Origin of the sequence: Neisseria sp. HMSC074B07, from assembly GCF_001810355.1 — a bacterium.
Taxonomy (GTDB): Bacteria; Pseudomonadota; Gammaproteobacteria; order Burkholderiales; family Neisseriaceae; genus Neisseria.
The window spans coordinates 20,604-47,336 of record NZ_KV800908.1; the positions used below are offsets into that span (position 1 = coordinate 20,604).

Sequence of the window (26,733 nt, forward strand, 5' to 3'; positions counted from 1 at the left end):
GGATTTTACACTGTTTCAGATAACAGACGATTTAGTATGGCATTTTCTGATTACCCAATCAATTTTAAAAAATCCGACAGCCGCAAAAAAGGTCGTCTGAAAAGTTTCAGACGACCTTTGGCTGATTTATGCGAAAAATAAAACCGTTGTATCAATTTTCCAAATTCAATTTAAGTAGCAGCGGTGAGGCATTTTGCTGATAGATTTCAAAATCCAAAGCCTTCTGTTCTTCATTCCAGCGCAATCTACGGGAAGGGCTGGAATGTTTTGCCAAAACGCTTTCTAAAGCAGCACGGCGTTTACCGGCAGGCAGTCGGTATAACTCTAAAGCGGCTTGGAATGCGCGTTGCTGCATGGCGGTATCTTGCAGGCGATGGACGTTGGAGTCGTAGGCAGGAAGAGTAATAGCGTAAGTGATACAGCCAACACTATTGCCCATACACGCCCATTTTTTAGCGAATGTTTGGTTCATATCTTCCGGAGGCATCCATTTCGCCTTAGTGTCATTTTTCAAAATAGCCATTTTTTCCGGTTTGCAGTAGGCGGCGAAGTAAGGCGAGATGTGGGCTAATGTATGTTCTGCATCCACATTAGGACGCAATAGAAGAGAAAACATTATGTCGGTATACTGTATTTCTCCGTTCATTAATGTCAGCAACTCATAAAATCCATTCACATTCATGTACCACTTCTGTAAGAACCATAATCTTTGCTGTTCAAATTCCCATCGCCGTAGTGAATTGGCACTTAACCGAAACTCTTCTTGAACTGCCAAACAAATATTTTGTTCCTCTGCTGTCAGAACATCAAACATCCCATCACATTCGGCAGGCAGACGGTTCGCCCACTCGGGTTTTTCGTACAGCATTTGCGCGGCAAGGTCGGTATTCCTTCGGATAACGGCATTCCCTATCATGGCGTAAATCAACTCAGGATCATTATTCAGCATACTGCGCCCTGTCTTGATGTTGCGGCAAACGCGCTTCCATGCCTCGGCTTCCCGCCCTTCCGCCCAATCAAGTGCGGCAGGTTTTCTACCGTATGTCACGAATTGCAGTTTTGGAAGCGGTTTATTAGCAATACCATAATCATCATTAGGCCAATCTCTTGAAACAAAAATATCGTAGTCGGCAAGCCTGTCTACATTGGCTAACAGTTCGGCGTATTTTTCCACCCCAGCTTTCGATTTCGGCAAGTCGGCACGCACTTCAGCCAAGCACTCTTGCGCCGTTGTACCACAGTCCAATGATTTATCATCGTACTCAGGGACAATAAGCCGCCTGCCTTGCAATTCCTGATTCTGCTTAAGGATATCTTGGTTGTTATTGCTTTGGAGGTCGCTTCCGAAACGCTTCATCAAATCGGCACGGTCGGCATCATTTTTCGTGCTGAATTCCAGCAGCCACAAGGCATCTATGCCGTTTTTCAAAGACGGTGACGGGGTGGACTGAATGGAGAGCAGCGCCAAATCCTCCTGCGCGGCTTGGATTTCGCGCTGTTTCAGATAATAGGGAACGATGTAGAGGACGACCGCTATGACAAGCAGCAGGATGACCAGCGTCCAAAGCAAGTATTTCCAGAAACGTTTCATGATGTTTTTATAGAGTCAGGCAAAATAAGGCGATTATACTGTGTATCGGCTTTATTTTTTGCATTTGCCATATCAAAAGGGCCAGATATCCATACCCGGCCCTTTTATCTTTTCAGACGACCTTTTAACTCCCCAACCTTACATCAATATGTCGTCTGAAACCTACTCTATCCCCGCCCATTTGTGCGTCTGCACGCTCAACTGCCAATGCACGGGCGCATCGGGGCGGCTGTTTAAGAGACCGATTTGGCGGATGGTGTCGTAGATGTTCATCACGCCGTTTTGTTCGCAGGGCGAAAGGTAGTAACGACGCGCGCGGATTTTGCGTTCCATGTTTTGGCAGAACGCAACGACATCGCCGTCCGCCACGATGCGTACTTCGTCGGCTTCGGAGATACAGCCATTTTCATATTTGGCGGCGTAGCAGGCTTTGGGGCTGGTGGCGACATAGTCGATTTGCGGCGGTGCGGGCTTGAGTCCGTTGGTTTCGATACAGAGGAAATAGCCTTCCGCCTTGAGCGCGTCCAGCAGCGTATCGAGATGCGGCTGTATGGTCGGCTCGCCGCCGGTGATGATGATATTGCGCGCGGTGTAGGTTTTCAGACGGCCTAAGATGTCGGACAGGCTCATCATGCCGAATTTCAAATAATCGGTATCACACCAGCCGCACGCCAGATTGCATTTGCCCAAGCGGACGAAAACGGCAGGCATGCCCGTGTTCCAGCCCTCGCCTTGCAGGCTCTCGAAGATTTCAACGATGCGGTATTGCGGATTTTCGGGGGCGACACTGATTTTTTTCATACCGCCAACACCGCTGCCGCCGCCAGCATCGCGGGCAGGCCTTGCTTGACGAGTATGCCTTTATTGCCGGAAGAGAACGCGCCCCATGCGGCGGCAATCAATACGAAGCCGAGAAACAGAATCGTTGCCCCGTAAACGGCATTGTCCGGCGCGGCAAACCGCGACCAAACCAGCCCGATGCCGAGAAAGCCGTTATACAGCCCTTGGTTGCTGAACAGGGTCTGCACGCGCTTTTGTTCCATAAATTCATAAGGCAGCTTGAAAATTTCCGCCGCTTTTTCGCTGGGAATCTGCGTCATTTCAAGCCAGGCGATGTAGAAATGTTCGGCGGCGACGAGGAGGACTAAGAGGGTGGAGAGGAGTTTCATGGGTGTTCCTTTTAATGGGTGTGTTGGTATGAAAGGCCGTCTGAAAAAACGGGGAATCCGTACAGAAGAAAAAACCATTTTACGGTAAGCAAATAAGGACGCCCCACACCGTCATTCCCGCGCAGGCGGGAATCCAGACTTTGGTTTTTCAGAAATATTTAAAAATTGCAGTAATTCCAAATCTCTGGATTCCCGCCTGCGCGGGAATGACGCAGTTGGGCATACCTTATTTGAATTTACTCTACGGATACGTGCAAGATATTCCCTACTCCCCTTCATACTCTGCACACGATGTCGGCGTTTCCCACAATTTCACGCTGCACACTTTCAGCCCCGCGTTTTTCAAACGATCATACATTTCGACCGCCATATTTTCGGCAGTGGTGCGGCAGGGCAGGCACAGGGTTTTCATGTTCCAGCCCTCCAAGAGCGCGGCGATTTGGCATTCGCGGCCGTTGCCGCCGTGGTAGATAAACGCGTGGTCGAAAGGGTCGGTAATGTGTTTTTTCACAATGGCTTTGAGGTCGGTGAAATCCATCACCATGCCGTCTTTCGCGCCACCCCGTATGGGGTCGTCTGAAACGGTGATTTCGAGTTTGTAGGTATGCCCGTGCAGGTTTTGGCATTTACCGTCATGCCCGTCGAGCATGTGCGAGGAGTCGAAGGTGAATATCTTGGTAATTTTCATGGTGGGTACTTTAAATCGGTAAATAGCCCTGAAAGCCGATTTCGGCAGGCTTGCCGTGCGGATTCGGGGTCAGGCGGATGGTGTGATTGCCGATGCGGTCGAGCCGGAGCAGGTTGTCCACGTCTTTTAAGTTGTCTTTATGCTGCTGGATATGGTCGGTCAACAGGGTTTGCAGGGCTTTTTGTTTGGCTTCGGCGGGCGTAGCAGCAACGAACAGTCCGAAAGCGTGCGCCTCGGCAAGCTGCCCCGCGCGATAACCGCCGACATTGACGAAATACAGGTGCGGGACGTTTTCAGACGACCCCTTCGGCTCGGCGTGGTCGGATACATCGACATCGTAACCGTCCACCCATTCGACAACCAGCCAGCCGTCGATGTGGATTTTGTCCGCATCGCCGAACCATGCAGCTTTAAGCGCGGGGATGGCTTCGCGGTAGTCGTCGCACACGGCAAATTGGATGTCGTGCACTTCGATATTGGAGCGGCCTGCGTTACCGCCGAGATAGAACATATAAAGTTTGGGCATCTTCGTCCTGACGTATTTTGGAAATTTGGGAACCGACTGCCCGCCGCCTGCTTACCCGCCCAATTTCCTACTCAAACTTTCCGTATATTCCTCGCGTTCGGCGCGGCTGGTTTCGGGGAGGTGGGTGTTGAGCGACGACCATTTCCACCTGCTGCGCGCTTTGTTGAGTTCGGACGGGAGTTTGTCCGGCGTCCAGGGCGCTTTGCGGCTGTGCAACTCGACTTGCGATTGCGCCGCATGGCCGCGCGTTTGCAGGATGTGGAGCAAATCGAGGGCGCGGGCGGCGAGCAGGGTCAGGGTTTCGGGGTCGGTGTGCAGGGTTTGGCGACCGGTGAGCTTGTCGGAAATGGTGCGGGTATTGGGCAGGATACCGCCCAAAAAACCGCCGATTGCCGTACCCAATCCGAGCGAACCGCCGAGCGTGGCGATGTCCAGCCCCAAGCCGATGAGTGCGCCGGTTGCCGCGCCCGTGCCGGTACGGATGCCGTATTGCTTGAGCAACTCGCTGTCGAATGGATCTTGATGGAAGGCTTTGGGTACCCAGTCGCCGCCGTCGATTTCGCTGTGGTAGAAGCGGTAGAGGGCAAACAGCCGCTGCTGCATCTGTCGTTCGAGCTGGCGGATTTCTGCCTGCATGGTTTGCAGGACGGGCGCGGGGTCGTCGTTTTCGTCGATTTCCTGCGTGAAGGCTGCCATATCGAGCAGGAAACCTGCGATTTCGTGCCGCGCTTCTTTGTCCAGACGCGTCCATTCGCGGCGGCGGGAAGCGGTCAGACGGTCGATGATGTCGTGTTGCGGCAGCATGGTGGCGAGCTTGTTCCAAAGGTTCAATTCGCCTTCAAAATCGAAGGCGACAGTGTCGAACCCTGCGAAAACGTGGAGATTGCGACGCGCCAACATGGTTGTCCACGCTTCAGGAAGCTGTCCGCCGGTAAAGTTGAACACGGGCATGACCGGTTTGGCGCACCATGAAAGAATGGTCAATTCGTCCCGATATTTGTCGAGGACGGGTTCGCGCGCGTCGATGACGTACAACGCCATGTCGCTTTGCAGAAGCTGCCGCAGCACTTTGGCTTCTTGGTTGAAATCGTGATGCGCGCCGTGGCTGTCGAGGAACTTTTGCAGCCGCTCGATGCCGTCGGCGCGTGTGTCCGTGTTGGTTTCCAGCCAATCCAAAACGCCGCCCGCGTCTTCGAGTCCGGGCGTATCGTACAGGTACAGCAGCGTGTCGGTGCCGTCGGTAATCGCGGCTTCTTCGACATGGCGCGTGGTGGACGGAGCGTTTTTGACTTCGCCGAACCCGCTGTCGCGCAACAGGGTGCGCAGGAGCGAGGTTTTGCCGGTATTGGTGTGCCCGACAACGGCGAGTGAAAGGGGTTGGTTGTTCATCATATTTTGAGAGAATGGATTTTCAGACGACCTTTTTCAGGATGGCGGCTTAACAGGGCATTGCAAGTGCGTTATTGGCTTTTCAGACGACCTTCCTGCGCCGCCTTGTCAGGTTCCAGCCATGCCACATCGCACTCTGCCAGCGCATTGCGCCAGTGGTCCAATGTTTCGGACAGGTCGTCTGAAAGCGCCCGTTCCGTCAAAAGCTGTACCACTGCCCCGCCCTGCGCCGCTTCCGAAAGTCGGACAATCTGCCGCAACACGCCGCGGTCGGGGACGGTTTCCGCGCGCACGCCGATGAGGAGCTGGGCAGGTTTCTGTTTCAATTCCGCCTCCAAAGCGGCAACTTCTTCCCGATTCGCCGCCACGCCTTTATCCAGCCATTCCTGCGCCAGCCTGCCCGCAAACCATGTGCCTTCGTGCCATTCGGTTTCCAGCATGACTGCCCACTTGGGCGCGTCGTTTAAGGTGATTTTCGGGGAAACGGCGGACACGGTTTCCCGACGCGTATCCGCATCGACGATTTTGTTCTGCCAACGGCGGATGACCGCCTGATAATAAGGCTTCTCCAAATCCAGCTTGCTTTGGCTTGTTTTTAAAAAGATTTTGCATACCGCCCAAGCCAGCAGGCGCGGCAGGATGCCGTAGCAGGCAATGCTGCCGACCAACAAGCCCGACCACGCGCGCGCATCGGCAATGTTGCCGTTCAGACGACCTTCGACCACCGCCCGCGCATCGGGGGCAGGGAAACCGAGTTTCGACGGCAGCCATGCCAACATTTCCACTGCGCGTACCGAAGCGGCATTGCTCAACAGCGTGCTTTCCCAGTTGAACGTATATTGGCGCACCAAAAGCAGCAGCAATACCGACACCAGCATTCCGCCCAATGTGCAAAGCCATAGACTGTGCGAAGTCGCGCCGGCAATCCAACGCGCCGAAGGCTGCCGCCATTCGTCCGCATACAGCCGAAACACCGCCTGATTGACGGGATCTTTACCCCGAAACCACGTCGCCGGACTGCTGAAAAACCGCCCCACTTTCACGCGCAGGAACAGCGATGCCAGCCATACCGCCAACATCAGCGTATTCATACCCAACACACCCGCCAAAATCAGGAAGAAATTCAGCCCTTGGCTGTCCATCAGAAGGTAAGTGCCTGAAAAGCCCGTGCTGAACATCGCCGCAGCCGCCACAATCCACAGCCAAAACGACCCGGTCCGTACTTGTTCCAAGGTATGCCGAAGCTGGCGGTCTCTGTCTATCATCTCCGCGCGGCGGATGATTTTGCCTTCCACGCCGCCCTCGACATGACACAACGCCTCCGTCGCCTGCACGGGATCGCCGGCAAAAATATAGCCGCCCTCTTCCAAAATACGGACAAGTTCGGCGAGTTTTCGGGATGGGTTCAACATAAAAAGGTCGTCTGAAAGGGATAGTGAAAACGCAAAGATTTTATCACAGCCCTTTTCAGACGACCTTTGTATTTTAAATATGCGGCTCAGGCAAACCGTTTCGCTCAAGTGGCGGAAGAGAGGTTGCCGCTATTCCCCGTCTTGGAAAATCACGTCGTTTTCAAACCGCGCCATATTGTGCAGCCCGTCGGTCAGGGCGATGCCTTTCAGTTCGTGGCGGCGAACCAAGTCCAACGCTGCTTCCTTGCCGGAAACGGGATGGCAGCGGGCAGGTCCCATGTGTTGGAAGCGGTCGGTGTAAAAGACATATAAATAACCGTCCCGCGCGTAAAGCCCGCCGTCTTTGCGGTTTATCCCGACAAAAAGCGGCTGCTCCGCCAATTGGTTCCAAACAATATATTTCACGGATTTCGCCAAATCAGCCGAATATTTTTCCACCAACCCGATCAGCAACACATTCTCCTGCGGCGTGTTGCCGGCAAAAAAACTCAGCAATTCGTCATCTTCGACATTTGTAAACTGCTTGAACAACTCCTCCGCCCGCGCGGGTGTAACCTTATAGGGATTGGAAAAACCGACGATGGCTATCGGATGAAATTGCAGCGGCAGCTTGGCATCGGTGCCGATGGACAACGCCTCCATTTTTTCTCGGGAAGCCGCCATGCCATCCGCGCCGTTCACACGCATCAGCCACGAAAGCGCGCATTCGAAATGTTCGCCGTCCTGTCCTCGGTATTCCATCAGTTGAATGCCCAGCGAGTGCGCGACACGCAGAACATTACTCAAATTATTGAACTGGTCTGCCTTATCCAACGCGCCGACCAAAGCGATGCCGTCTAAAGCGCCGTCCTGTCCGTCTGAAAAAGCCCGCGCCGCTTCATAGTTTTCAAACACATATAAAACCGTCCGCCCGTCTTTCAGACGACCTATATAAGGGATGCCCGTCCCTTCCGATACATCCGCCTGCATGGCAGAAAGCGGCACATACACTTTATCTTTCGCATAAATCGCCCGCGCCGCGCCTTCGCTTTTTTCCTGTGCGGAAAGTCTGCGCGGCTCTTCTGCCGTTTCGCCGGACGGCTTGTTCCCAAAAATTTTCGACAAAATACTCATTCTGTTTTCCTTAATGTATTGGTATGCGCCCGCCTGACTGCTTTTCTGCACAACAGAACGGCGGCAAACCGGGCGCGCAAGATTTTATCACAGCCTTTTTCAGACGACTTGCATTATCCCTAAGATACCGTCCATAATAGCTTTATGCATTAAGCAAGGAAAAACAATGACTATCCGAACCACAACGTTATCCCTACTCACCCTGCTCACCCTCTTTCCGACGATTGCCGCCGCGAACGACGAACCGCCTGCCGACGGCGACACTTGGGTGGACCACCGCCACGAAGTCGTTTCCAAACGCTTGGACAAATGGTCCAACCGCATCGACGACTGGTTTGGCGAACCCGATCCAGACCACCCTGCCGACGCCAACCTGCGCGTCATGCTCGATACCGAATGGAACCCTGACGACAAGTTTACCGTGACGCCCCGCGTACGGGGTCGTCTGAAACTGCCGACCTTGGAGAAAAAAGTCCATGTGATTTTCGGTGACGACTCTTTGGACGACGAGCTGAAACACGAAGCCAACGCCTACCGCAACCGTACCAATACCAACGGCAGGATATTCGACGCATCCCAAAGCCGCGACAACAATGCTTCCCTTGCCGTACGCTGGTCTGAAGTATTCGCCAAACAGCGCACCGATACCGACTTCGATATCGGTATCCGCTCCGGCAGCGACCTGTACGCCCGCGCCAAAAGCTCGAGCAATTGGCAACTGACCGACAACATCGACACCAGTTTGGAGCAAATCTACCGTTACGGCATCAAGAGCAAACACCATGTCCGTACCAACTGGGAAACGCGCTACATCCCCAGCGAAAAAAGCTTTATCGCCAATCAGGCACACCTGCAATACGAACACGATAAAACCGAAGACTGGACATGGGGCAACAGCCTCTTCCGCCAACACAACCTCGGCAAACACCGCCACGTCAACTACGGCGTGTACACCGGCGGCAATATCGAAAAACGCAAAGCCGCCCTCAATACCTACGGTCCGTTTACCACCTACCGCCAACCGATTTGGCGCAACTGGCTGTTTACCCAAACCGAAGTCAACTACTACAACAACCGCAAGGAAAACCAAAAACACCGCGTCGGTGCGCTGTTAAGGATTGAAGCCTTGTTCTGATGCGAAAAGGTCGTCTGAAAGCCTGTTGCCGGACTCAATCCCGTCAATACAGCTTTCAGACGACCTTTTTTCAAACTATCTCAAACAAATTATTCTTCCGAACCTTCTTCCCTACCGTTGAAATACTCTACCGCGCCGCCGTCGAAAAAGCCCTGCAAAATCGCCTGAGCAGCCACTTGGTCGAGTACCGCCTTCTGTTTGCGCCCGAATACCTGCGCTTCGGCAAGCAGGCTTTCCGCATATAGCGAGGACATCCGTTCGTCCACCCAATATATGGGCAGGTTGAAACGCCCGTGCAGGCGGCGGCCGAATTTGCGGCTGAGGCGGGTCAACTCGTGTTCCGTACCGTCGGCGTGGGTCGGCAGTCCGACGACCAGATGCTTGGGCTGCCATTCCCGTATCAGCTTGGCGATGGCGTTGAATTTCTCGTCGTTGCTGTTGCCGGTCACAGTCGCCAAAGGATGCGACAAGCCAAGTTCCGCATCGCCCTGCGCCACGCCGATACGCGCCTCGCCGAAATCAAACGCCAAAACCGTCCCTACCGGTGCTTTATGCATGACCGGCTCCACAGACAAGCGCATCGGGCTGAATACCCAGCTTGGCGAATGCGGCGGCGTAGCGGTGTTCGTAAGGCATATCGAACAAAATATGCTCATCCGCCTTCACCGTCAGCCAGACATTGTCCGCCAGCTCGCGTTCAAGCTGCCCTTTGCTCCAGCTCGAATAGCCTATGCTGATTAAAATCTTGTCCACCGCGCCCTGACGCGATAAGTTTTCAATCACATCGCGCGAAGACGTCAGCGCAATGTCGTCTGAAACAATCATACTGTTTTGCCAGTTGCCCACGGGCGTATGCACGACATAACCGCGGTCGATCTGTACCGGCCCGCCCATCATGACGTGTTCGTGCTGCATCCGCAAAGGAATATTGCGGTCGGTTGCCGCAAAAATCATGTCCATCGTAATCGGCGACGGTTTGTTGATGATGATGCCCAACGCGCCCTCTTCGTTGTGTTCGCACACATAAATCACCGAATTTTCAAAAAACGGGTCGTCCATATCGGGCATGGCAATCAGGAAATGGTCGGTTAGGTTCATATCGTTTGTCTTTTATTTGGTCGGCACAGGCGCATCCACGACGCACGCACCGTAAATCTGTTTGCCTTCCGCACCGGCAACTTGCTGCGCATCCGCTTTAGCACCGCCAAAGCACGACACCGCGCTCAAAGAGTTCTTCGGCGAACCCTGAACGATTTTGTCGCTGTAAACCAAATACGCAAACGCCTTACGTTTAGGGTCGTAATAACGGATAATCTGCTGGCTCTTAAACGCCAAACTCGCACTGCGTTTAAACACTTCCCGCGGCTTGGCGACAGCTTGCTCGTTGTAACGGATGACCTCCGCCGTCTGCACGCACGACACGGAAGCATCGCTCGCATCCTCCTCCAAATTCACCGTTTCTTTCAAACCACCTTTTTTCGCATAAGAAATATAACAGGCAACCCCTTGCACATCAGGATCGTCAAACCCCTCAACTTCAATACGGTCATTTTTCCCCAGCATATGAAAAACCGTGCTGGCACGTCCGATTTTGTCGGTATCGTTACCGCAGGAAGCAAGAAGCAGGGCGCAAAGCGCAGGCAGAATGATTTTATTCATGTAAATAAGAAACCTTTGAGGGTTGAAAATAAAGAAGCTAACACCGTAGCTCCTACTATATAAGACCGCTTGTTCAGATTGCAAGCATCGAAAAGACCCAAATACCCAATTGAATCCCTCCCCCGACCGTAAACCCTCTCAATACAAACCATATCCCTTTCATTCCTTGGTACATTCAAAGTTCAAAAAGAGAACCCAGTATTGATCGCCAAGAGCGTCAAGTTTACCGTCTAAGTTTTGACTGCAAACAAAAGGTCGTCTGAAAACATATTTTCAGACGACCTTTTAATCTTTAAACTTTTCCAAACTAATCAGTTTTCCCTTTATCTTCACGCTTGCGCTTCTGTTCCCTCGCCCAGTCAACCATATCTTTTGGATAATAAGGTGATTGGCGCAATTCAGTATCATCCAAGTCGTCAAGATAAGCGATGGCGGCGGCTTCGAAAGCCCAGTAACCGCAATAACCGTTTTGCTCGGGGTCAAGATGGGACTGGTATTCGAGGTCGTTCATACCGACCATTTTGCGATACCAGTCTTTGAGGTAGGCGTTGAGTTCTTCCAGTTGTTCTTCTTTGGTTTCGCCGCGCATAGCTTCGCCGAATAAAATGGCGTGTTTGCCCATTTGGACATAATCCGGATCGGGACGATTTTTAAAATGGTAGTCCAAAAAGTCTTCAATAGTGGAATCAGGTTCTAAATCGCCTTCTGCATTGGCAAGGATGACTTCGAGTAGGCGCGGGAGCAGGTCTTCGCGTTGGAGGAGGTAGCACAGCGCGATGAGGTGCAACGTCTTAAGATAATATTCAACATAAAACCACGGCATCGGGCTGGTGTAGTAGCCGATTTCATTTAATTCGGCTTTGTTTTGCTGCCAGAATTTAGTGGAAATTTCTAATGTAGAGACAATCATGTCCAGCATAGGAGCCAAAAGGGAAATCGACTCGCCTGCTGTATAAGATATTCTCAAATAATCAAATATTTCGGAAAATTTATAGCGAAATAGATGTTTTGACTCTAAAATACTTTTCTGCCAATTATTATCCCAAAATTTTAAATTGGATAAATATCCTTTTTTCTCTTTCTGATATTTTTCCTCCGTCAAAAAATGCTGCCTGCGCTTTTCATCAAAACAAACTTGTTCGGTTTCGTTCATGTTTTACCCCTATAAAATCTGGCTCGGTTGGTGCAATTCTTTGAATCTTTGTATTGAGACGAATTTAATCCCTCAAACAATAGCAGTTTGAAATCTCAATCCAACGCCCTGTTTCAATTCACGGAAAGGTCGTCTGAAACCTAATTTCGTTTTTCAGACGACCTTTCCGTATCAAGCTCAATCAAGATTCCCCCACCTCATCACGGCTCCGCCATTTCCAACGCCTGCTTGATGTCCACGGCGACGACGCGCGATACGCCTTTTTCCTGCATGGTTACGCCGACGAGCTGTTCTGCCATTTCCATGGTCAGGCGGTTGTGGGAGATGTAGAGGAACTGGGTTTGCGCCGACATTTCTTTGACCAGGTTGCAGAAACGCGAGGTGTTGGCGTCGTCCAGCGGGGCGTCGACTTCGTCCAGAAGGCAGAAGGGGGCGGGGTTGAGGCTGAACAGGGCGAACACGAGGCTCATGGCGGTGAGGGCTTTTTCGCCGCCGGAGAGGAGGTGGATGGTGCTGTTTTTCTTGCCGGGCGGGCGCGCCATGATGGACACGCCGGCGGTCAGGAGGTCGTCACCTATCATTTTGAGGGTAGCTTCGCCGCCGCCGAACAGGGTGGGGAAGAAGGTTTGGACTTTGCCGTTGACGGCGTCGAAGGTTTCTTTGAAACGCGCTTTGGTTTTGTCGTCGATTTGGGCGATGGCTTCTTCCAAAAGGGTAATGGCTGCCTGCACGTCTTCGCTTTGGCTGCGGTAGTAGCCGTCGCGTTCGCGCGCTTCTTCGAGTTCTTGCAGGGCGGCGAGGTTGACGGCGCCGAGGGCTTCGATTTGCTGGGTGAGGCTGCCGATGCTGCTGTTCAATACTTTCGGCGATTCTTTCGCCAACGCTTCGAGCGCGTCCAAATCGGCGGCGCGTTCGGTCAGGTTTTGATGGTAGCGTTTGGCGTTAATCAGGGCTTCCTGCTGCTGCAACAGGGCGGTTTGGGTGGCTGCCTGAAGCTGCGGAAGCTTGGTTTGCAGGGTTTGTACGCGGGCGTATTGCTCCCTGCCCTGCTCCTGAATCTGCGCGAGTTTGTCCTGCACGGCGATGTATTCTTCATCCAAAGTTTGTACGGCTTCGGTCAGCTCGTCGAGTTTGATGTGCTGCTCGTCGTTTTGGAACTCGGTTTCATAGGCGAGGGCAAGCTCTTGCTGGCGTTCCTGCCAGTCTAGGGTTTGCTGCTCGAGTCGGGCGATTTGCTGCTGGTAGTTTTGTTTTTGCTGGTTGAGCTTGTGGACGGCGACTTCGGCAAGCCCGTATTGGCGGTTGGCTTCCAGCAGGGCAAGCTGCGCCTGTTTCAGACGGCCTTGCTGCTCTTGGCGGCTGTGCGCGGTGGTTTGCTGCTGGTGTTCGAGTTCGGCGGCGGCTTCCTGCAAAGTAACGATGTCGTCTGAAAAGCCGTCAGACGTGTGTTGCAACACGGTCTGTTCTTCCGCCAACTGCGCCAGTTCGCGCTCGATGTGTTCACGGCGGATTTGCCCTTGGTTGGTGCGCGCCAGAAGTTCGGCGGCGCGTTGCTGCGCCTGGCTGTATTGGCGCGTGTGCTGCTGTTGCTGCTGCATCAGGTTTTTGTGCTGCGTTTCGGATGAGCGCACGGCGGTTTCCGCCTGTTTAAACGCGGCTTCGGCGGCGGAGAGTTCGGGGGCGAGGTTTTCCAGTTCGGACGCGATGCCGTCAAGGCGCGCTTTTTGGGCAATCAGGCTTTCCTGCGCGGGTTTGGCATAGAGCAGGACGCTGACTTTATCGACCTGATGGCCTTCGGGCGTAAGCCAGATTTGGTGTGCGCCCAAATCGCTTTGATGCGCGAGGGCGTATGTCAAATCGGGCGCGCACAATACGCCGTCGAGCCAGTGGTGCAATGCCGTCTGAAACGGCGGCTGCACTTGGATTTGGTTCAGCAATGCCTGTACGGGCAGGGATTTTTTGATGCCGCCGGAGAGGTCGTCTGAAAGCCATGCCGCCTGCCCTTGCGGCAACGGCACGGGCGGAACGAAGCCTTGCGGCACGCTACGGGCGTGCAGGCGTTCGGCAAGGATGACGGACAAGGCGTGCTGCCACTCGGCGGGCGCGGTGATGTGTTGCCACAGTTGCGGCGCGGCGGTGTGGTTGGTTGCCTGCCAGAAGTCGGCGGCTTCCTGCTGTTGCGACAGGATTTGCGATAACGCCTGCTGCTGCGCCTGCAAGGTGATGTGTTGCTGCTTCAGGCTTTGGAAGCGGTTTGAGGTCGTCTGAAACGCTTCGCGGGCGGCGTGTAAGGCTTCTTCGGCGGCAATGATTTGTTCTTCGTAATGCTCTTGCTGGCTTTGCAACAAGACGGCGGCTTCCTGCGCGGCGGCGGTTTCGGCCTCGTCGGGCAGGTTTAAGGCTTGGTTTTCCTGTTTCAGACGACCTTTGCGCTCTTCGTGTTTGGCAACGGTTTGTTCGGCATGGGCAAGCTGCTGCTGTTTCAACGCCAGTTCGCGGCGGATACGGTTTGCCTCGTCTTGCTGGGTTTGGAAGGCGGCGTTGAGTGTGGCTTGGGCTTCTTCCAATTCGGGCAGACGCTCTTCGTGTTCGGCAACCTGCATCGCCCACTCTGCCAATTCGGTTTGCTTTTCTTCGGCCTGCAACTCATTTTCTTCAAGCTGCACGCGGATTTGCTGCTGCTCCTGATGGATGCGCTGCATCTGCGCCTGCGCCGCCTGCTTGTCGCGTTCGATGCGTTGGTGCAGGTTTTGCTGATGGCGGATTTGTTCTTCCAAACGGGCAATCTGTTCGCGCAACACGCCGCGTTTGTTGCTCAATTCATGCACCGCCTGCTGCTGCGACTGTTCGGCGGTCTGCAAGGCGTGTACTTCGTCGTTTAACGCCTGAACCTGCGCGGCGGTTTCGTCCTGCTGCGCCTGCAAAGACTGATGCTGCGCGGTCGCCTTGTCGGCGGCGGCAAGCGATTGCTGCCATTGGGCGTAATCGAGCAAATCCTGTTGCTGGTTCAACTGAGCGGTCAGGGATTTGTAGCGTTCGGCGGTTTCCGCCTGTTTCTCCAGCTTTTCCACCTGACGTGCCAACTCGTTCTGCAAATCGCCCAAACGCTGCAAATGCTCGCGCGTGTCTTTCAGACGGCCTTCCGTCTCCTTGCGGCGTTCCTTATATTTGGACACGCCCGCCGCCTCCTCGATATAGGCGCGCAACTCCTCCGGCCGCGCTTCGATGATGCGCGAAATCATCCCCTGCTCGATAACGGCATAACCGCGCGCGCCCACGCCCGTACCCAAGAACAAATCGGTAATATCGCGGCGGCGCACGGTCTGATTGTTGATGAAATACGTCGATTCGCCCTGACGCGTCAGCTGCCGCTTGATGCTCACCTCGGAATACTGCCCCCACGCCCCCTGCAAACTGTGGTCGCTGTTGTCAAACACCAGCTCCACCGAAGCCCTCGGCGCAGGACGGCGCGTCGCCGCACCATTAAAAATCACGTCCTGCATACTCTCGCCGCGAAGCTGCTTAGCCGAAGCCTCGCCCAACACCCAGCGCACCGCGTCAATCACATTCGACTTGCCGCAGCCGTTCGGCCCGATAACCGCAACAAGCTGCCCCGGAACATGAATCGTGGTCGGGTCGGTAAAAGATTTGAAGCCGGAGAGTTTGATGTGGGTCAGGCGCATGGGATAAGGACGGGGAGAAAAAAATAAAGTGGGATTTTATACTAGTCTTCCCGCGAAAAACCAAATTCTTGAAAACAAATCCGACGGTCTGCCATCCTCGCCTGAAAATCAGGTTAGACGGGCAGTACGCAAACTGAAAATAAGCAGTTTGCAGCGAGCTGTTTCTTCAAATGCATCAGCAGGCAAACCGATAATTCAATGCCCCGCTCGAAACAGGCATATAATATGCACCTTATCAAAAACAGATTAGAAGGAACCGACGATGGATGAACAAATGGCGCTTTTTTGCTATCAGGAAATGCCGGCTTGGCAGGCAGACGAGATTCCCGACGCGCTGCGGGCGGGTCATGCGTTTGACGAAGGGGAATGGGCTTGCCTGAACGTATTGCAAGGTCGTCTGAAATTGACGGAAGCTGATAATGCTTCTGTCGAGCTGACTGCCGAAGACGGCGACCACATGATCGCGCCGCAGCAACAGTTTACGGTCGAGCCTTTGACGGACGACACGGAAATCAAGCTCTCGCTTTATTGCGCGGCAAAGGATTATTTCAATAAGAAATACGGCATGAGCGCGACCCATTCGGCGGTAGTGGCGGCTGAAAATATCGTTCCTGTGGGCAAGGCTTTGGATATGGGCTGCGGTCAGGGGCGTAATGCGCTGTTTTTAGGTTTGAAAGGATTTGACGTAACCGCCGTGGACAACAATCCGCAGGCGGTGCAAAACGTCAACGAGTTGGCGCGCATCGAAGACCTGGACGTGCGGGCGGTGGAATATGATTTGAATGCCGCCAACCTTCAAGATCATTTCGACTATATCGTGGCGACCGTTGTGTTTATGTTCTTGTATCCGCGTTTCGTGCCGCAAGTGATTGCCGATATGCAGGCGCACACCAACCCGGGCGGCTACAACCTGATCGTTTCGGCGATGGACACTGAAGACTTCCCCTGCCCTATGCCTTTCCCGTTTAAATTTAAAGAAGGCGAGTTGCGCGAATACTACCGCGACTGGGAGATTGCCGAATACAAAGAGGAACTCGGCGCCATGCATGCGAAAGATGCGGCGGGCAATCCGATACAGTTTAAGTTTGTTACCATGTTGGCGAAAAAGCCTGAAGTATAAACGAATGGGGTCGTCTGAAATATTTTCAGACGACCTTTTGGTATCCGCTTTGTTACGGCGCTTTGAACTTTTCCTACTGCCATCCGACCGGCAACCTCAAATCCGGATTGTGTCGGCTAGAGGCGTTTTCCACTCAAACACGCATCACCGACAACTTCAAAAACATAAAGGTCGTCTGAAATCTTTCAGACGACCTTTTTATGATCAAACCATCAGTTGCTCAACACATCCACGCCTTTGGGCGGGGTGAACTTGAATGCGCCGCGCGAGAGGTTGGGCTTGGTGTTCAAGCCGCCGAAGGTAATGGAGGTTTGGTTGCCGAAGCTGTCTTTCAACTGCATGGCAGCGAGGTTGTCGCCTTTGAAGCCGATGCGGATGTATTGGTAGCCGGCGTTGTTTTTCTTAGGCGTTGCCAAGACGTAGTCGATGCCGTTGGACGAGCCGTCTTCTTTGAGCGAGTAACTGCTGTCAAGGGCGTTTTTGTTGGAGAGGATGGCAGCGGGGCTGTCGCCGATGGTTTGGTCTTGGGCGGACTTGGTCACTTGCGCCAAATCAACGTCGTAGAGCCAAATGGTTTGACCGTCGCCTACGATGGTTTGTTTGTAGGGTTTGGTGTATTCCCATTTGAAGAGGCCCGGACGCAGGATTTTGAAAGTGCCGTGTGCGGTTTGGGTTTTCTTTTTGCCTTGGACGGTTTGGGTGAAGCTGCCGCTGATACCGTCGGCGTCGTTGTTGAATTTCTTGAGTGCATCCACTGCGCCTGCCTGCGCGAAACCGATGGTTGCGGTCAGGGCGGAAGCGGCGAGGAATTTGAACAGGTTGTGTTGTTTCATCATTATTTTTCCTTGTTGGAAGGGGTGTGGCGCCCAGTATCGATGTTACAAAATAACAATGCAAGCCGCTTATGGGCGGTTTACATTTTGCAAACAGTGTTTCCCGAGGGCTAATTTTTTGAAGCTGCGGGATTTTTTCCTGCGGAAAAGACAATCGGGTTTCACAATTCTTTAATGTATGCCGACTGCGCAAACTGTGGTATTTAATGGTTTTTGACGCGCAACGCCAAATTGTAAAGATTATATTCCTTATATTGTTTTTTTTAAACGCTATAATGTTTGTTTTCCGAAAAACGGCGGACTTGGAATGAAACCTGATATCTATGCTTTGCTGGAACTTGCCCTGCTTTCAGACGACCCCGATGAAAAAGGACGGCTGACGGACGAGGCGTTTGCCGCCGTTCAGAACATGGACGGTGCTGAAACAAACGCTGCGCCGCTGGACTTCCGCCACGCAGGACGCCCGCCGAAGCCTGTTTTGGTCGCACCGTCGCAACTGACGCCGCGCAAGATGAACACGATCGAAGGCTATGCGGCGATGCTGCACGCGATTGCGCATATCGAGTTCAACGCCATCAATCTGGCTTTGGACGCGGCATACCGTTTCCGCACGCTGCCGTTTCAGTTTGTGCGCGACTGGGTGCGGGTGGCGAAGGAAGAGGTGTACCACTTCCGCCTGATGCGCGAACGACTGAGCGCTTTCGGCTTCGATTACGGCGATTTCGAGGCGCACAACCATTTGTGGGACATGGCGTATAAAACCGCCTACGACCCGCTGTTGCGCATGGCGTTGGTGCCGCGCGTATTGGAAGCGCGCGGGCTGGACGTTACGCCGGGGATACGCGCGAAGGTGGAGCAGCGCGGCGATTCGGAAACCTGCGGCGTGTTAGACATCATTTATCGCGACGAAGTGGGTCATGTCGCCATCGGCAACCATTGGTATCAACACCTTTGCCGCGAACGCGGTTTGGAACCTGTCGCCCTGTTCCGCAGTCTGATTGCCCGTTACGATATGTTTATCTTCCGCGGCTATGTGAATATCGAAGCGCGGGAAAAAGCGGGCTTCAGCCGCTTTGAATTGGATATGTTGGAAGATTTCGAGCAGGGTTTGAAACAAGGCAAAAAGGTCGTCTGAAAACCCTGAATCCGGATTTTCAGACGACCTCTGTTGAGGAACGTTATGTCTCACCATCACGAACACCATCATCACGCACACGCCCACACGCATACCGCCAACAAAAAAGTATTGCGCGTGTCGTTCATCATCATCGCCGCCTTTATGCTGCTGGAGGCGTTCGGCGGCTGGCTGACCCACTCGCTCGCGCTGCTTTCCGACGCAGGGCATATGTTCAGCGACGCATTTTCCTTGGGCGTGGCGTTGTGGGCGTTCAAACTCGGCGAAAAAGAAACCACGCTGCAAAAGACCTTCGGCTACAAACGTTTTGAAATCCTCACCGCCATGTTCAACGGCTTGTCGCTGGTGGTCATCGCCGTGCTGATTTTCTACGAAGCCGTCAAACGCCTGCTTTATCCTCCCGAAATCGCCACGCTGGGGATGCTCGTTATCAGCGTCATCGGGCTGCTGGTCAACATCGGCGTAGCGGTTTACATGCTGAAAAACAGCGACACCGAAGCCAACGTCAACATGCGCGGCGCGTATCTGCACGTTTTAAGCGACCTTGTCGGCTCGGTCGGCGCGATTGCCGCCGCCGTGCTCATGATGGCGTTCGGCTGGAAATGGGCGGACCCGCTCGCCAGCGTGTTCGTTGCCGCGCTGGTCGGACGCAGCGGCTGGAGCCTGCTCAAACAAACGCTGCACATCCTTATGGAAGGTGCGCCCGAAAACATCCACACCGACGACCTGCTCGCCGTTATCCGCAACACCGACGGCGTCAAATCCGTCCACGACCTACACGTCTGGACGATTACCAGCAATATCAACGTCCTATCCTGCCACATCGTCGTGGACGGCAGCATGACCGTTGCCGAATCCGAGCAAATCGCCTACCGCATCGAACACGAGTTGTCCCACAAAAACATCGGACACTGCACCATCCAAATCGAAAGCGAACACCATCCGCATCCCGACAGCGTCTTGTGTGCCAACGAAACCGACGGCGCACACCATCACCACCACTAAACCCAAAGGTCGTCTGAAACCCTTTTCAGACGACCCCATCGAAAAACCAAAGGAAAACACATGATACAAGCCGTATTGTTCGACCTCGACGGCACGCTCGCCGACACCGCCCTAGACCTCGGCGGCGCACTCAACACCCTGCTCACCCGTCACGGGCTGCCCGCAAAAAGCATGGACGAAATCCGCACCCAAGCCAGCCATGGCGCGGCAGGACTACTCAAACTCGGTGCAGGCATCACCCCCGACCATCCCGACTACGCCCAATGGCGCACCGAATACCTCGACGAATACGACAGCCGCTACGCCCAAGACACCGCCCTCTTCGACGGCGTGAACGAAATGATTGCCGAACTCGACAAACGTGGCATCAAATGGGGCATCATCACCAACAAACCCATGCGCTTCACCGACAAACTCGTCCCCAAACTCGGCTTCGTCATCCCGCCCGCCGTCGTCGTTAGCGGCGACACCTGCGGCGAATCCAAACCCAGCGTCAAACCCATGCTGTATGCGTGCGAACAAATCCATGCCGATCCGCAACACACGGTTTACGTCGGCGACGCCGAACGCGACATGCAGGCCGGACGCAACGCGGGCATGAAAACCGTACTTGCCGACTGGGGCTATATCGCCGCCGAAGACCAAACCGAAACATGGCCGTTCGACCACCGCATCGCATCGCCTTTAGATTTGCTGAAGATTCTGTAAAACGAATAAAGGTCGTCTGAAAGTTTTCAGACGACCTTCTTCAAATCCGCTTCTTTATTTCTTCTTCAAATAAACGCCGCTTTCGATATGATGCGTAAACGGGAATTGGTCAAACAAGGCGGCGCGTTCGACAGTATGGGTTTGGCAGAGTGTGTCGAGGTTCGCGCGCAAAGTCTCGGGATTGCAGGAAATATAGATAATGTTGTCAAACTGGGAAACCAGCTTCAGCGTTTCATCATCGACGCCGGCTCGGGGCGGATCGACAAAAATGGCGGAAAAACCGTAATCTTTCAGCGAGATGCCCTGCTCTTGCAGGCGGCGAAATTCGCGGCTTTGCGTATAGGCTTCGGTAAATTCTTCGGCGGAGAGGCGGGCGATTTTGATGTTGTCCCTTTGGTTCGCTTCGATGTTCCACTGTGCGGCATAAACGGAAGTTTTGGACACTTCAGTCGCTAACACCTGACGGAAATGCTGCGAGAGCGGCAGGGTGAAATTGCCGTTGCCGCAGTAGAGTTCGAGCAGGTCGCCGCCGAGGTTTTGTGCAACATCACACGCCCAGCCGAGCATTTTTTCGCACACGCGGGCGTTGGGCTGGGTAAAGCTGCCTTCGACTTGACGGTAGCGGAAGGTTTTACCGTTTACGTTCAACTCTTCGGTTATATAGTCTTGAGTCAAGACGATTTTCTGCCCTCTACTCCGACCGATGATATGGATGCCCAATTCACGCGCCAAAGTTTCCGCTGCACGTTGCCACGCTTCGCCCAGCTTTTTGTGGTAAATCATGGTAACGAGCATCTCGCCGCTCAACGCAGACAAAAATTCTACGGCGTACCAGCGGTTTTTGAGTTCGGGATTTTGCGCGGCGGCTTCGATGAGCTTGGGCATCAAGGCGTTGATGGACTCGGAGGCCGCGGGAAATTGGTCGCAACGTATCAGGCTTGCGCCGCTCGCTTTCTGCCCGCGCTCGAACATGGCGTAAAACATTTCGCCGCCTTCGTGCCAAATACGGAATTCGGCACGCATCCGATAATGCTGTTCTGGGGATTCGAAAACTTGAATTTCAGGAAAATCCAAACCTTGAAAAAGCTGTTGCAAGTATTGGATTTTTTGGTCGAGCTGTTGCGTATAAGCAGTCATGTCAGATTAATCTAATAAAAACAATCAGCGCATTATAATATAGTTCAAAGAGCAGATTACGGCACTGCGCCAAAAACAGCAAACCCACCGCCCCCAATACCCCATAAATGCCTTCTTAAGCAGTTTCAAAAAATTTTGGAAGCCACTCGGGCAGCCGTTATAGTGGATTAAATTTAAATCAGGACAAGGCGACGAAGCCGCACAGTACAGACAGTACAGAACCGATTCACTTTGGTGCTTCAGCACCTTAGAGGAATCGTTCTCTTTGAACTAAGGCGAGGTAACGCCGTCGGTTTAAAGTTAAGCCACTATATTTTTTTCCGATCTACAAGCAAAAAAGCATGCCTAAATTTCAGCAAAACTTCCGGCCCGGCATTCCATCGATTTACCCATTCAATCTATATTGATTAAGTAAAAATAACATTATAGAATATTCACTCTTTTTAACATTTCATCTTGGGTACCCATCATGTCCGCCAGACGCTTCCTCATTGCCGCCTTCTTGTCCGCTTCCGCATTCGCCGGTGCCGATGTTCACATTGATGAAAGCATCCCCTATCGCGATAAAGAAGAGATTGATAACCGCATCGTATCCGAGTGTTTAGAAGTCGGCAGCATCATGTCCGAATCCTTGCAGGAAAGCGCGGCAAAAAGCGGGGTGACCGTCGTTCGCGATGGTCTGAAACAAGACACTTACGCAGACATCGCCATCACTTCCGCCATGAGCGCAGGCAATGCCTTTGTGGGACACGCCAAGGGCATGGCTGTTTCTGTGACTTTGTATATTGACGGCAAACAAGTCAAAAAAACCACATTCTCCCGCAATTCTATGGGCGGCATGTTTGGCGGTTTTAAAGGTTCTTGTTCCGTCCTGAACCGGACTGCCAAAGTTTTGGGTACGGATTTGGCCAAATGGATTATCCAAGAACAGAAAAACGCTCAGGCTAAATAAAGCGTTTAATCAAAAGATTGGTTTGCAAGCTCCGCTTCTGCCGTCAAAACCAGTAATAGCGGGTTATCGGTCACACGCTGTACCAATCTTCCCATGACGAGTCAGTGCGAATACAAACGCGCCCCTAAATATAGACAAAAAGGTCGTCTGAAAACATCCGCACCCATGCGAAACGTTTTCAGACGACCTTTTGCTTATCTTAACCGGGATAGAACCTTATTTCTTTTAACGCCCGAAGCCGATATAAGTTTCTCCGCTGCCTTGGCTGCGGCTGCGCCAAGTGTCTTTGGCGCCGGTTTTCGAACCCAAGGACGTATCTTGTTCGACCTGCCACAATACATTATTGCTGCCGCCGATAGGATGCGAACCGCGCATACCGACATAGCTGCCCATGTCGCTTACGCCGTTATTGGAAATTCTGTGGCTGCCGTATTGGGTGTTGGAAGCCTCCACTCCGGCTTTCAAATCGCCGTAAAAATGAACTTCTGCCGCAGCCAGTGCAGGCAGTGCGAGTAAAGACAAAATCAGAATTTTCTTCATTATGAAATGCTCCTTATGTGACATCCCGTCTGCACAAGCAGGCGGGAAGGGTTAGTGCAAGGCGAATTCTACCGTCCTAAAAGTTTGTATTTGAATTAAGAAAGAAAATTCATGCAAAGGGTCGTCTGAAAAATGTCAAATCGGATTCGACCTTCCCATACCGACCGTACATGTTTTTAACGGCAGATACGCTTCAAACCGAAGCCGCACCTCGCCATCCGGGGCTTTACCATCCTGCGCCAAATGAAAACGCGCCCATAAAAGCCACAGCCATTACAGACACACCGGCTTTCGCTATAATGAATACACCCTCCACTTGGCGCGAAAGGAATATTTATGAATCCCGAAAACACCCTGTGTCTGATTATCGACATCCAAGAACGCCTCCTCCCCGCCCTGCACGACAAAGACGATATGCTGCACTACAGCCGCATCCTGATACAAGGGCTGCACGCCTTAGGCGTCCCGTTTGCCGTAACCGAACAATATCCGAAAGGTTTGGGCAAAACCGTTCCCGCCGTATCCCTGCTGCTGCCCGAAACCACGCCTTTTATCGAAAAAACCCGTTTCTCCGCCCTCTCCCCCGAAACGCACGCGATTTTGACGCAGGCAGCCGTTCAAAACATCATCTTAATCGGTGCAGAAACCCATATTTGTATGCTGCAAACCGTATTGGATTTGCGCTTGGAAGGTTTCAACGTTTACGTTCCCTTTGAATGCACGACATCCCGTTCACCTGCAAACAAAGAAAACGGACTGGCGCAAATGCGCGAAGCCCGCGCCACCGTTTCCAATGTGGAAAGCATTTTGTTCCAACTGTTGGGCGATGCCCGCCACCCCGCCTTTAAAACCGTTTCCAAACTGATTCAATAGCCTGTTAAGGTCGTCTGAATGCAATACACCATCACTGAAGCCGCCAAAACCGACCTGCCCGACATTGTCGAGATTTACAACAGCACCATAGCCGCCCGCCAATCCACTGCCGACCTGACGCCTGTCAGCATTGCCGAACGCGAACCTTGGTTCGACGCACACGGCGGCAAGCAGCCTCTGTATGTATTGAAAAATCACGAAGGCACGGTTTTGGCTTGGTGCAGCCTCAGCGACTACTACCCGCGCCATGCCTACCACATCAGCGCAGAAATCAGCCTCTATGTCCGCCATGACGCGCGCGGTATCGGCGTGGGCAAAATCCTTCTGCAAAATGTGCTCGAGCGCGCACCGTCCTTGGGCATTAAAAACATATTGGCAGTCATCTTCGGACATAACTACCCCAGCATGCACCTGTTTCACCAGTTCGGCTTTACGGAATGGGGGCGATTGCCCGCCGTATGCGACTTAGGAGAACAACAAGCCGATGTTGTCATCTTAGGCAAAAAATTGGTCGATTGAATCCCCGACAGCCAAACCGCAACTTTTCCCCAACACTACTCAACCCAAACCAAAATGACCGCTCCCCAAACCTGCCCCTGCTCTTCAGGACAACTTTATAACGACTGTTGCGCCCCGTTCCACCGCCACGAAAACCTGCCGCAAACCGCCGAACAGCTGATGCGCTCCAGATACAGCGCCTATGTTTTGCACGATATCGCCTATATCGTTGAAACGACTGTCCCTTCCCAGCAACACCTGCTCGATCAAGCCGATATGCTGGCATGGAGTCAGACGACCCATTGGCAGGGTTTGGAAGTATTGCAACACGCCAATGTCGGCAAACAACACGCCCAAGTCGAATTCAAAGCCTATTTTCAAGACGGTCAGGAAACAGCCTGCCATCATGAATTATCCGCCTTCGTCAAAATCGACGACCGCTGGTATTTCATCGACCCGACCACGCCCTTACCCGGCATGAAACATGACTGCATCTGCGGTTCGCACAAAAAATTCAAAGCCTGCTGCGGCCGTTTTTTCAAATAACAAACCCTGCCCATCCACAGGCAAATTTGAAACCATGCCCGTAGACAGGCTGCGTCTCCTGAAAACACCGGTTTCAAAAATGCCGCCAATCCCTCCCTCTTCCCCACCTCAATCCGCCTGAAAAACAGCCCTTTCCGTTATAATTCCCTTTTTCCCGCCCCATTCCTCAACAGACGACATGAAAGCCGCCTTTTTCCTCCTCTACCTCATCCAGCTTCTGCCCTTCAAAGTTATACACAAAATCGCCGACGCAGTGGGCATCCTCGCCTATTACGCCGTCAAACCGCGCCGTAAAGTCGGCGAAACCAACCTCAGAAAATGCTTTCCCGAATGGAGCGAAGACAAACGCAAAGCCGTGCTCAAACGCCATTTTCAGCACATGGCGAAGCTGATGTTCGAATACGGACTGTATTGGTACGCGCCTGCCGACAGGCTGCGCAAACTCGTGCATTATCAAGACAAACACCATCTTGATAACACGCTCGCGTCAGGCGAAAAAGTCATCCTGCTTTATCCGCATTTCACCGCATTTGAAATGGCGGTTTACACCCTCAATCAGGACGTGCCGCTGACCAGCATGTATTCGCACCAAAAAAACAAAGCGTTGGACGAACAAATCCTCAAAGGCCGCCACCGCTACAACAACGTCTTCCTCATCGGCCGCACCGAAGGCCTGCGCGCGATTATCAAGCAACTGCGAAAAAGCGACGCCCCCTTCCTTTACCTGCCCGATCAGGATTTCGGCCGCAACGACTCCATCTTCGTCAACTTCTTCGGCATACCCACCGCCACAATTTCAGGCTTAAGCCGCATTGCAGGCATGACCAAAGCCAAAGTTATCCCCGCCATTCCGACGCGCAATGCCGACAACACAGTTACGCTGCGTTTCTATCCCGCATGGGAAAACTTCCCTTCAGACGACGTTGTAGCCGATACCCAACGCATGAACGATTTTATCGAAGCACGGGCAAGGGAAAATCCCGAACAATATTTCTGGCTGCACAAACGCTTCAAAACCCGCCCTGAAGGCGAACAGGGATTTTATTGAATTACATACAATTACAACAAAAAGCAAAGCCCGTCATATTCGGGCTTTTATCATTTCTATTAAATCGAAAATTAACAACGATAGTAACAAATTTTTAATTGAGAATTTTTCACATTAACTCTTTGGATAAAATGGATATTCAACCCCATTAAACGGGAAACAGAGGAAAAAACCGGCGTATTTCCCGTAAAACATAAATATGATGCAAAATTTTGATTAACATATTAAATTTAATTTAATTTAAAATCAAAGCGTTATAAAATAACATTTTTAAAAAATCAATTGCACCAACCATCCCTTAAAGAATATAGTGCCAAATTTATAAAAATATAATTTTAATATTTATAAAAATTTAAAATTAATAGAATTATATTTTATATTTTTTATAAATATTGGAATGTTATAAATATATATTTTACATAAAAAATAATGTAAACCACTTGGCAAACCCAAAATTTTCGCGTAAATTTCGTTACATCAAATTACAGCCGTACTGGCAAGATTTGATACTCCGGTTTCCTACTGCAAGCTTCCAGCTTGCAAGTGAATGTTTCGAGACTCACTCCCTCGAAACAAAAGTTTACCCGCACGGAGTTGAGCCGTGCAGGTAAAGCCGCAGGCGAAAGCCTGTATTGTTTGTGAAGCGTAAATCTCTGATTTGAGGTATTGGGGCAATCCTGTGGGGGATTGCCTCCTTTTTTTGTTCATCCGCTTCATTACACCAGCAAGGGCTTATAGCGAACAAAAGCAGAAAATGCCCATCAACCACCCCACTCCGCCTCAAACGCAAATATAGTGGATTAACTTTAAATCAGGACAA

Annotated in this window: 26 protein-coding genes; 10 read left to right on the forward strand and 16 right to left on the reverse strand. The window is 52.4% G+C overall.

From position 1 onward, the window contains the following. Positions 1 to 151: 151 nt before the first annotated feature. From HMPREF2726_RS02370 to HMPREF2726_RS02405, 8 genes are all read right to left on the reverse strand, one after another. Positions 152 to 1,591 (reverse strand): hypothetical protein, encoded by a 1,440-nt coding sequence (locus tag HMPREF2726_RS02370; protein WP_009312243.1) that lies wholly within the window; start codon positions 1,589 to 1,591, stop codon positions 152 to 154. Between the two features lie 162 nt (positions 1,592 to 1,753). Then, on the reverse strand, positions 1,754 to 2,392 hold the full coding sequence (locus HMPREF2726_RS02375; protein ID WP_070602062.1) for a 7-carboxy-7-deazaguanine synthase QueE: 639 nt from the start codon (positions 2,390 to 2,392) through the stop codon (positions 1,754 to 1,756). Continuing rightward, positions 2,389 to 2,760 carry a DUF1304 domain-containing protein gene (locus tag HMPREF2726_RS02380; RefSeq protein WP_070541005.1) on the reverse strand — a complete coding sequence of 124 codons (372 nt, stop codon included), beginning with the start codon at positions 2,758 to 2,760 and terminating at the stop codon, positions 2,389 to 2,391. The genes HMPREF2726_RS02375 and HMPREF2726_RS02380 overlap by 4 nt, the downstream gene beginning before the upstream one ends. A gap of 265 nt (positions 2,761 to 3,025) precedes the next feature. Further along, positions 3,026 to 3,448, reverse strand: coding sequence for a 6-carboxytetrahydropterin synthase QueD (queD, locus tag HMPREF2726_RS02385; RefSeq protein WP_003777269.1), 423 nt, complete (start codon positions 3,446 to 3,448; stop codon positions 3,026 to 3,028). 10 nt (positions 3,449 to 3,458) lie between these two features. After that, entirely contained in the window at positions 3,459 to 3,974 is a 516-nt protein-coding gene (locus HMPREF2726_RS02390; protein WP_009312245.1) for a DUF1543 domain-containing protein, read from the reverse strand. 51 nt (positions 3,975 to 4,025) lie between these two features. Then, complete coding sequence (locus HMPREF2726_RS02395) at positions 4,026 to 5,363, reverse strand: DUF3482 domain-containing protein (protein ID WP_141765154.1); 1,338 nt, start codon at positions 5,361 to 5,363, stop codon at positions 4,026 to 4,028. Positions 5,364 to 5,434: 71 nt separating this feature from the next. Next, complete coding sequence (locus tag HMPREF2726_RS02400; RefSeq protein WP_070602064.1) at positions 5,435 to 6,775, reverse strand: DUF2868 domain-containing protein; 1,341 nt, start codon at positions 6,773 to 6,775, stop codon at positions 5,435 to 5,437. A 129-nt stretch (positions 6,776 to 6,904) separates the two neighbouring features. Then, positions 6,905 to 7,888 carry a hypothetical protein gene (locus tag HMPREF2726_RS02405; RefSeq protein ID WP_070602065.1) on the reverse strand — a complete coding sequence of 328 codons (984 nt, stop codon included), beginning with the start codon at positions 7,886 to 7,888 and terminating at the stop codon, positions 6,905 to 6,907. A 166-nt stretch (positions 7,889 to 8,054) separates the two neighbouring features. On the opposite strand from HMPREF2726_RS02405, the gene HMPREF2726_RS02410 reads away from it, so the two are divergent. Then, complete coding sequence (locus HMPREF2726_RS02410) at positions 8,055 to 9,023, forward strand: hypothetical protein (protein WP_009312249.1); 969 nt, start codon at positions 8,055 to 8,057, stop codon at positions 9,021 to 9,023. A gap of 89 nt (positions 9,024 to 9,112) precedes the next feature. On the opposite strand, the gene ruvX is transcribed toward HMPREF2726_RS02410, so the two are convergent. From ruvX to smc, 5 genes are all read right to left on the reverse strand, one after another. Further along, positions 9,113 to 9,580 (reverse strand): Holliday junction resolvase RuvX, encoded by a 468-nt coding sequence (gene ruvX, locus HMPREF2726_RS02415; protein ID WP_009312251.1) that lies wholly within the window; start codon positions 9,578 to 9,580, stop codon positions 9,113 to 9,115. Beyond that, positions 9,573 to 10,121 carry a YqgE/AlgH family protein gene (locus HMPREF2726_RS02420; protein WP_019271440.1) on the reverse strand — a complete coding sequence of 183 codons (549 nt, stop codon included), beginning with the start codon at positions 10,119 to 10,121 and terminating at the stop codon, positions 9,573 to 9,575. The genes ruvX and HMPREF2726_RS02420 overlap by 8 nt, the downstream gene beginning before the upstream one ends. A 12-nt stretch (positions 10,122 to 10,133) precedes the next feature. After that, positions 10,134 to 10,682, reverse strand: a complete 549-nt coding sequence (locus HMPREF2726_RS02425) for a CreA family protein (RefSeq protein ID WP_070602066.1) — start codon at positions 10,680 to 10,682, stop codon at positions 10,134 to 10,136. A gap of 307 nt (positions 10,683 to 10,989) precedes the next feature. Continuing rightward, positions 10,990 to 11,601: a PoNe immunity protein domain-containing protein gene (locus HMPREF2726_RS02430; protein WP_246827850.1), complete on the reverse strand. Its 612-nt coding sequence runs from the start codon at positions 11,599 to 11,601 to the stop codon at positions 10,990 to 10,992. Positions 11,602 to 12,035: 434 nt separating this feature from the next. Next, complete coding sequence (gene smc / locus HMPREF2726_RS02435; RefSeq protein ID WP_070602068.1) at positions 12,036 to 15,518, reverse strand: chromosome segregation protein SMC; 3,483 nt, start codon at positions 15,516 to 15,518, stop codon at positions 12,036 to 12,038. A 262-nt stretch (positions 15,519 to 15,780) separates the two neighbouring features. Between smc and tehB the strand changes: the two genes are divergently transcribed. After that, positions 15,781 to 16,638 (forward strand): SAM-dependent methyltransferase TehB, encoded by an 858-nt coding sequence (gene tehB / locus HMPREF2726_RS02440; protein ID WP_070602069.1) that lies wholly within the window; start codon positions 15,781 to 15,783, stop codon positions 16,636 to 16,638. Positions 16,639 to 16,850: 212 nt separating this feature from the next. Here tehB and lolA read toward each other — a convergent pair whose 3' ends face one another. Beyond that, positions 16,851 to 17,474, reverse strand: coding sequence for an outer membrane lipoprotein periplasmic chaperone LolA (lolA, locus tag HMPREF2726_RS02445; RefSeq protein ID WP_049225994.1), 624 nt, complete (start codon positions 17,472 to 17,474; stop codon positions 16,851 to 16,853). 304 nt (positions 17,475 to 17,778) lie between these two features. Here lolA and HMPREF2726_RS02450 point away from each other — a divergent pair, with 304 nt between their 5' ends. Genes HMPREF2726_RS02450 through HMPREF2726_RS02460 form a run of 3 tightly spaced genes read left to right on the forward strand, consistent with a single transcriptional unit; the run spans position 17,779 to position 20,319 of the window. Beyond that, a complete protein-coding gene (locus HMPREF2726_RS02450; RefSeq protein ID WP_070602070.1) occupies positions 17,779 to 18,606 on the forward strand; it encodes a ferritin-like domain-containing protein in 828 nt (275 codons plus the stop codon). A 45-nt stretch (positions 18,607 to 18,651) separates the two neighbouring features. Further along, entirely contained in the window at positions 18,652 to 19,611 is a 960-nt protein-coding gene (locus HMPREF2726_RS02455; protein ID WP_070514634.1) for a cation diffusion facilitator family transporter, read from the forward strand. Between the two features lie 60 nt (positions 19,612 to 19,671). Continuing rightward, positions 19,672 to 20,319 carry an HAD family hydrolase gene (locus HMPREF2726_RS02460; protein ID WP_070602071.1) on the forward strand — a complete coding sequence of 216 codons (648 nt, stop codon included), beginning with the start codon at positions 19,672 to 19,674 and terminating at the stop codon, positions 20,317 to 20,319. Positions 20,320 to 20,373: 54 nt separating this feature from the next. Here HMPREF2726_RS02460 and trmA read toward each other — a convergent pair whose 3' ends face one another. Then, on the reverse strand, positions 20,374 to 21,456 hold the full coding sequence (gene trmA / locus HMPREF2726_RS02465) for a tRNA (uridine(54)-C5)-methyltransferase TrmA (RefSeq protein ID WP_070602072.1): 1,083 nt from the start codon (positions 21,454 to 21,456) through the stop codon (positions 20,374 to 20,376). Between the two features lie 469 nt (positions 21,457 to 21,925). Here trmA and HMPREF2726_RS02470 point away from each other — a divergent pair, with 469 nt between their 5' ends. Further along, positions 21,926 to 22,408 carry a hypothetical protein gene (locus HMPREF2726_RS02470; protein WP_070602073.1) on the forward strand — a complete coding sequence of 161 codons (483 nt, stop codon included), beginning with the start codon at positions 21,926 to 21,928 and terminating at the stop codon, positions 22,406 to 22,408. Between the two features lie 225 nt (positions 22,409 to 22,633). Here the strand turns inward: HMPREF2726_RS02470 and HMPREF2726_RS02475 are convergent, their stop codons facing one another. Further along, positions 22,634 to 22,948 carry a porin gene (locus HMPREF2726_RS02475; protein WP_070602074.1) on the reverse strand — a complete coding sequence of 105 codons (315 nt, stop codon included), beginning with the start codon at positions 22,946 to 22,948 and terminating at the stop codon, positions 22,634 to 22,636. Between the two features lie 336 nt (positions 22,949 to 23,284). Here HMPREF2726_RS02475 and HMPREF2726_RS02480 point away from each other — a divergent pair, with 336 nt between their 5' ends. The 4 genes from HMPREF2726_RS02480 to HMPREF2726_RS02495 all read left to right on the forward strand — a co-directional run bounded on the left by HMPREF2726_RS02480 (position 23,285) and on the right by HMPREF2726_RS02495 (position 25,913). Next, the gene (locus HMPREF2726_RS02480; protein WP_070602075.1) at positions 23,285 to 23,821 is read left to right on the forward strand and encodes an isochorismatase family protein; all 537 of its coding nucleotides are present in this window, start codon (positions 23,285 to 23,287) and stop codon (positions 23,819 to 23,821) included. A gap of 18 nt (positions 23,822 to 23,839) precedes the next feature. Continuing rightward, entirely contained in the window at positions 23,840 to 24,340 is a 501-nt protein-coding gene (locus HMPREF2726_RS02485) for a GNAT family N-acetyltransferase (protein ID WP_003767389.1), read from the forward strand. Between the two features lie 54 nt (positions 24,341 to 24,394). Next, positions 24,395 to 24,865, forward strand: a complete 471-nt coding sequence (locus tag HMPREF2726_RS02490) for a YchJ family protein (RefSeq protein ID WP_003767397.1) — start codon at positions 24,395 to 24,397, stop codon at positions 24,863 to 24,865. Positions 24,866 to 25,043: 178 nt separating this feature from the next. Further along, positions 25,044 to 25,913: a lipid A biosynthesis lauroyl acyltransferase gene (locus tag HMPREF2726_RS02495; RefSeq protein ID WP_070602076.1), complete on the forward strand. Its 870-nt coding sequence runs from the start codon at positions 25,044 to 25,046 to the stop codon at positions 25,911 to 25,913. Positions 25,914 to 26,733 lie beyond the last annotated feature (820 nt).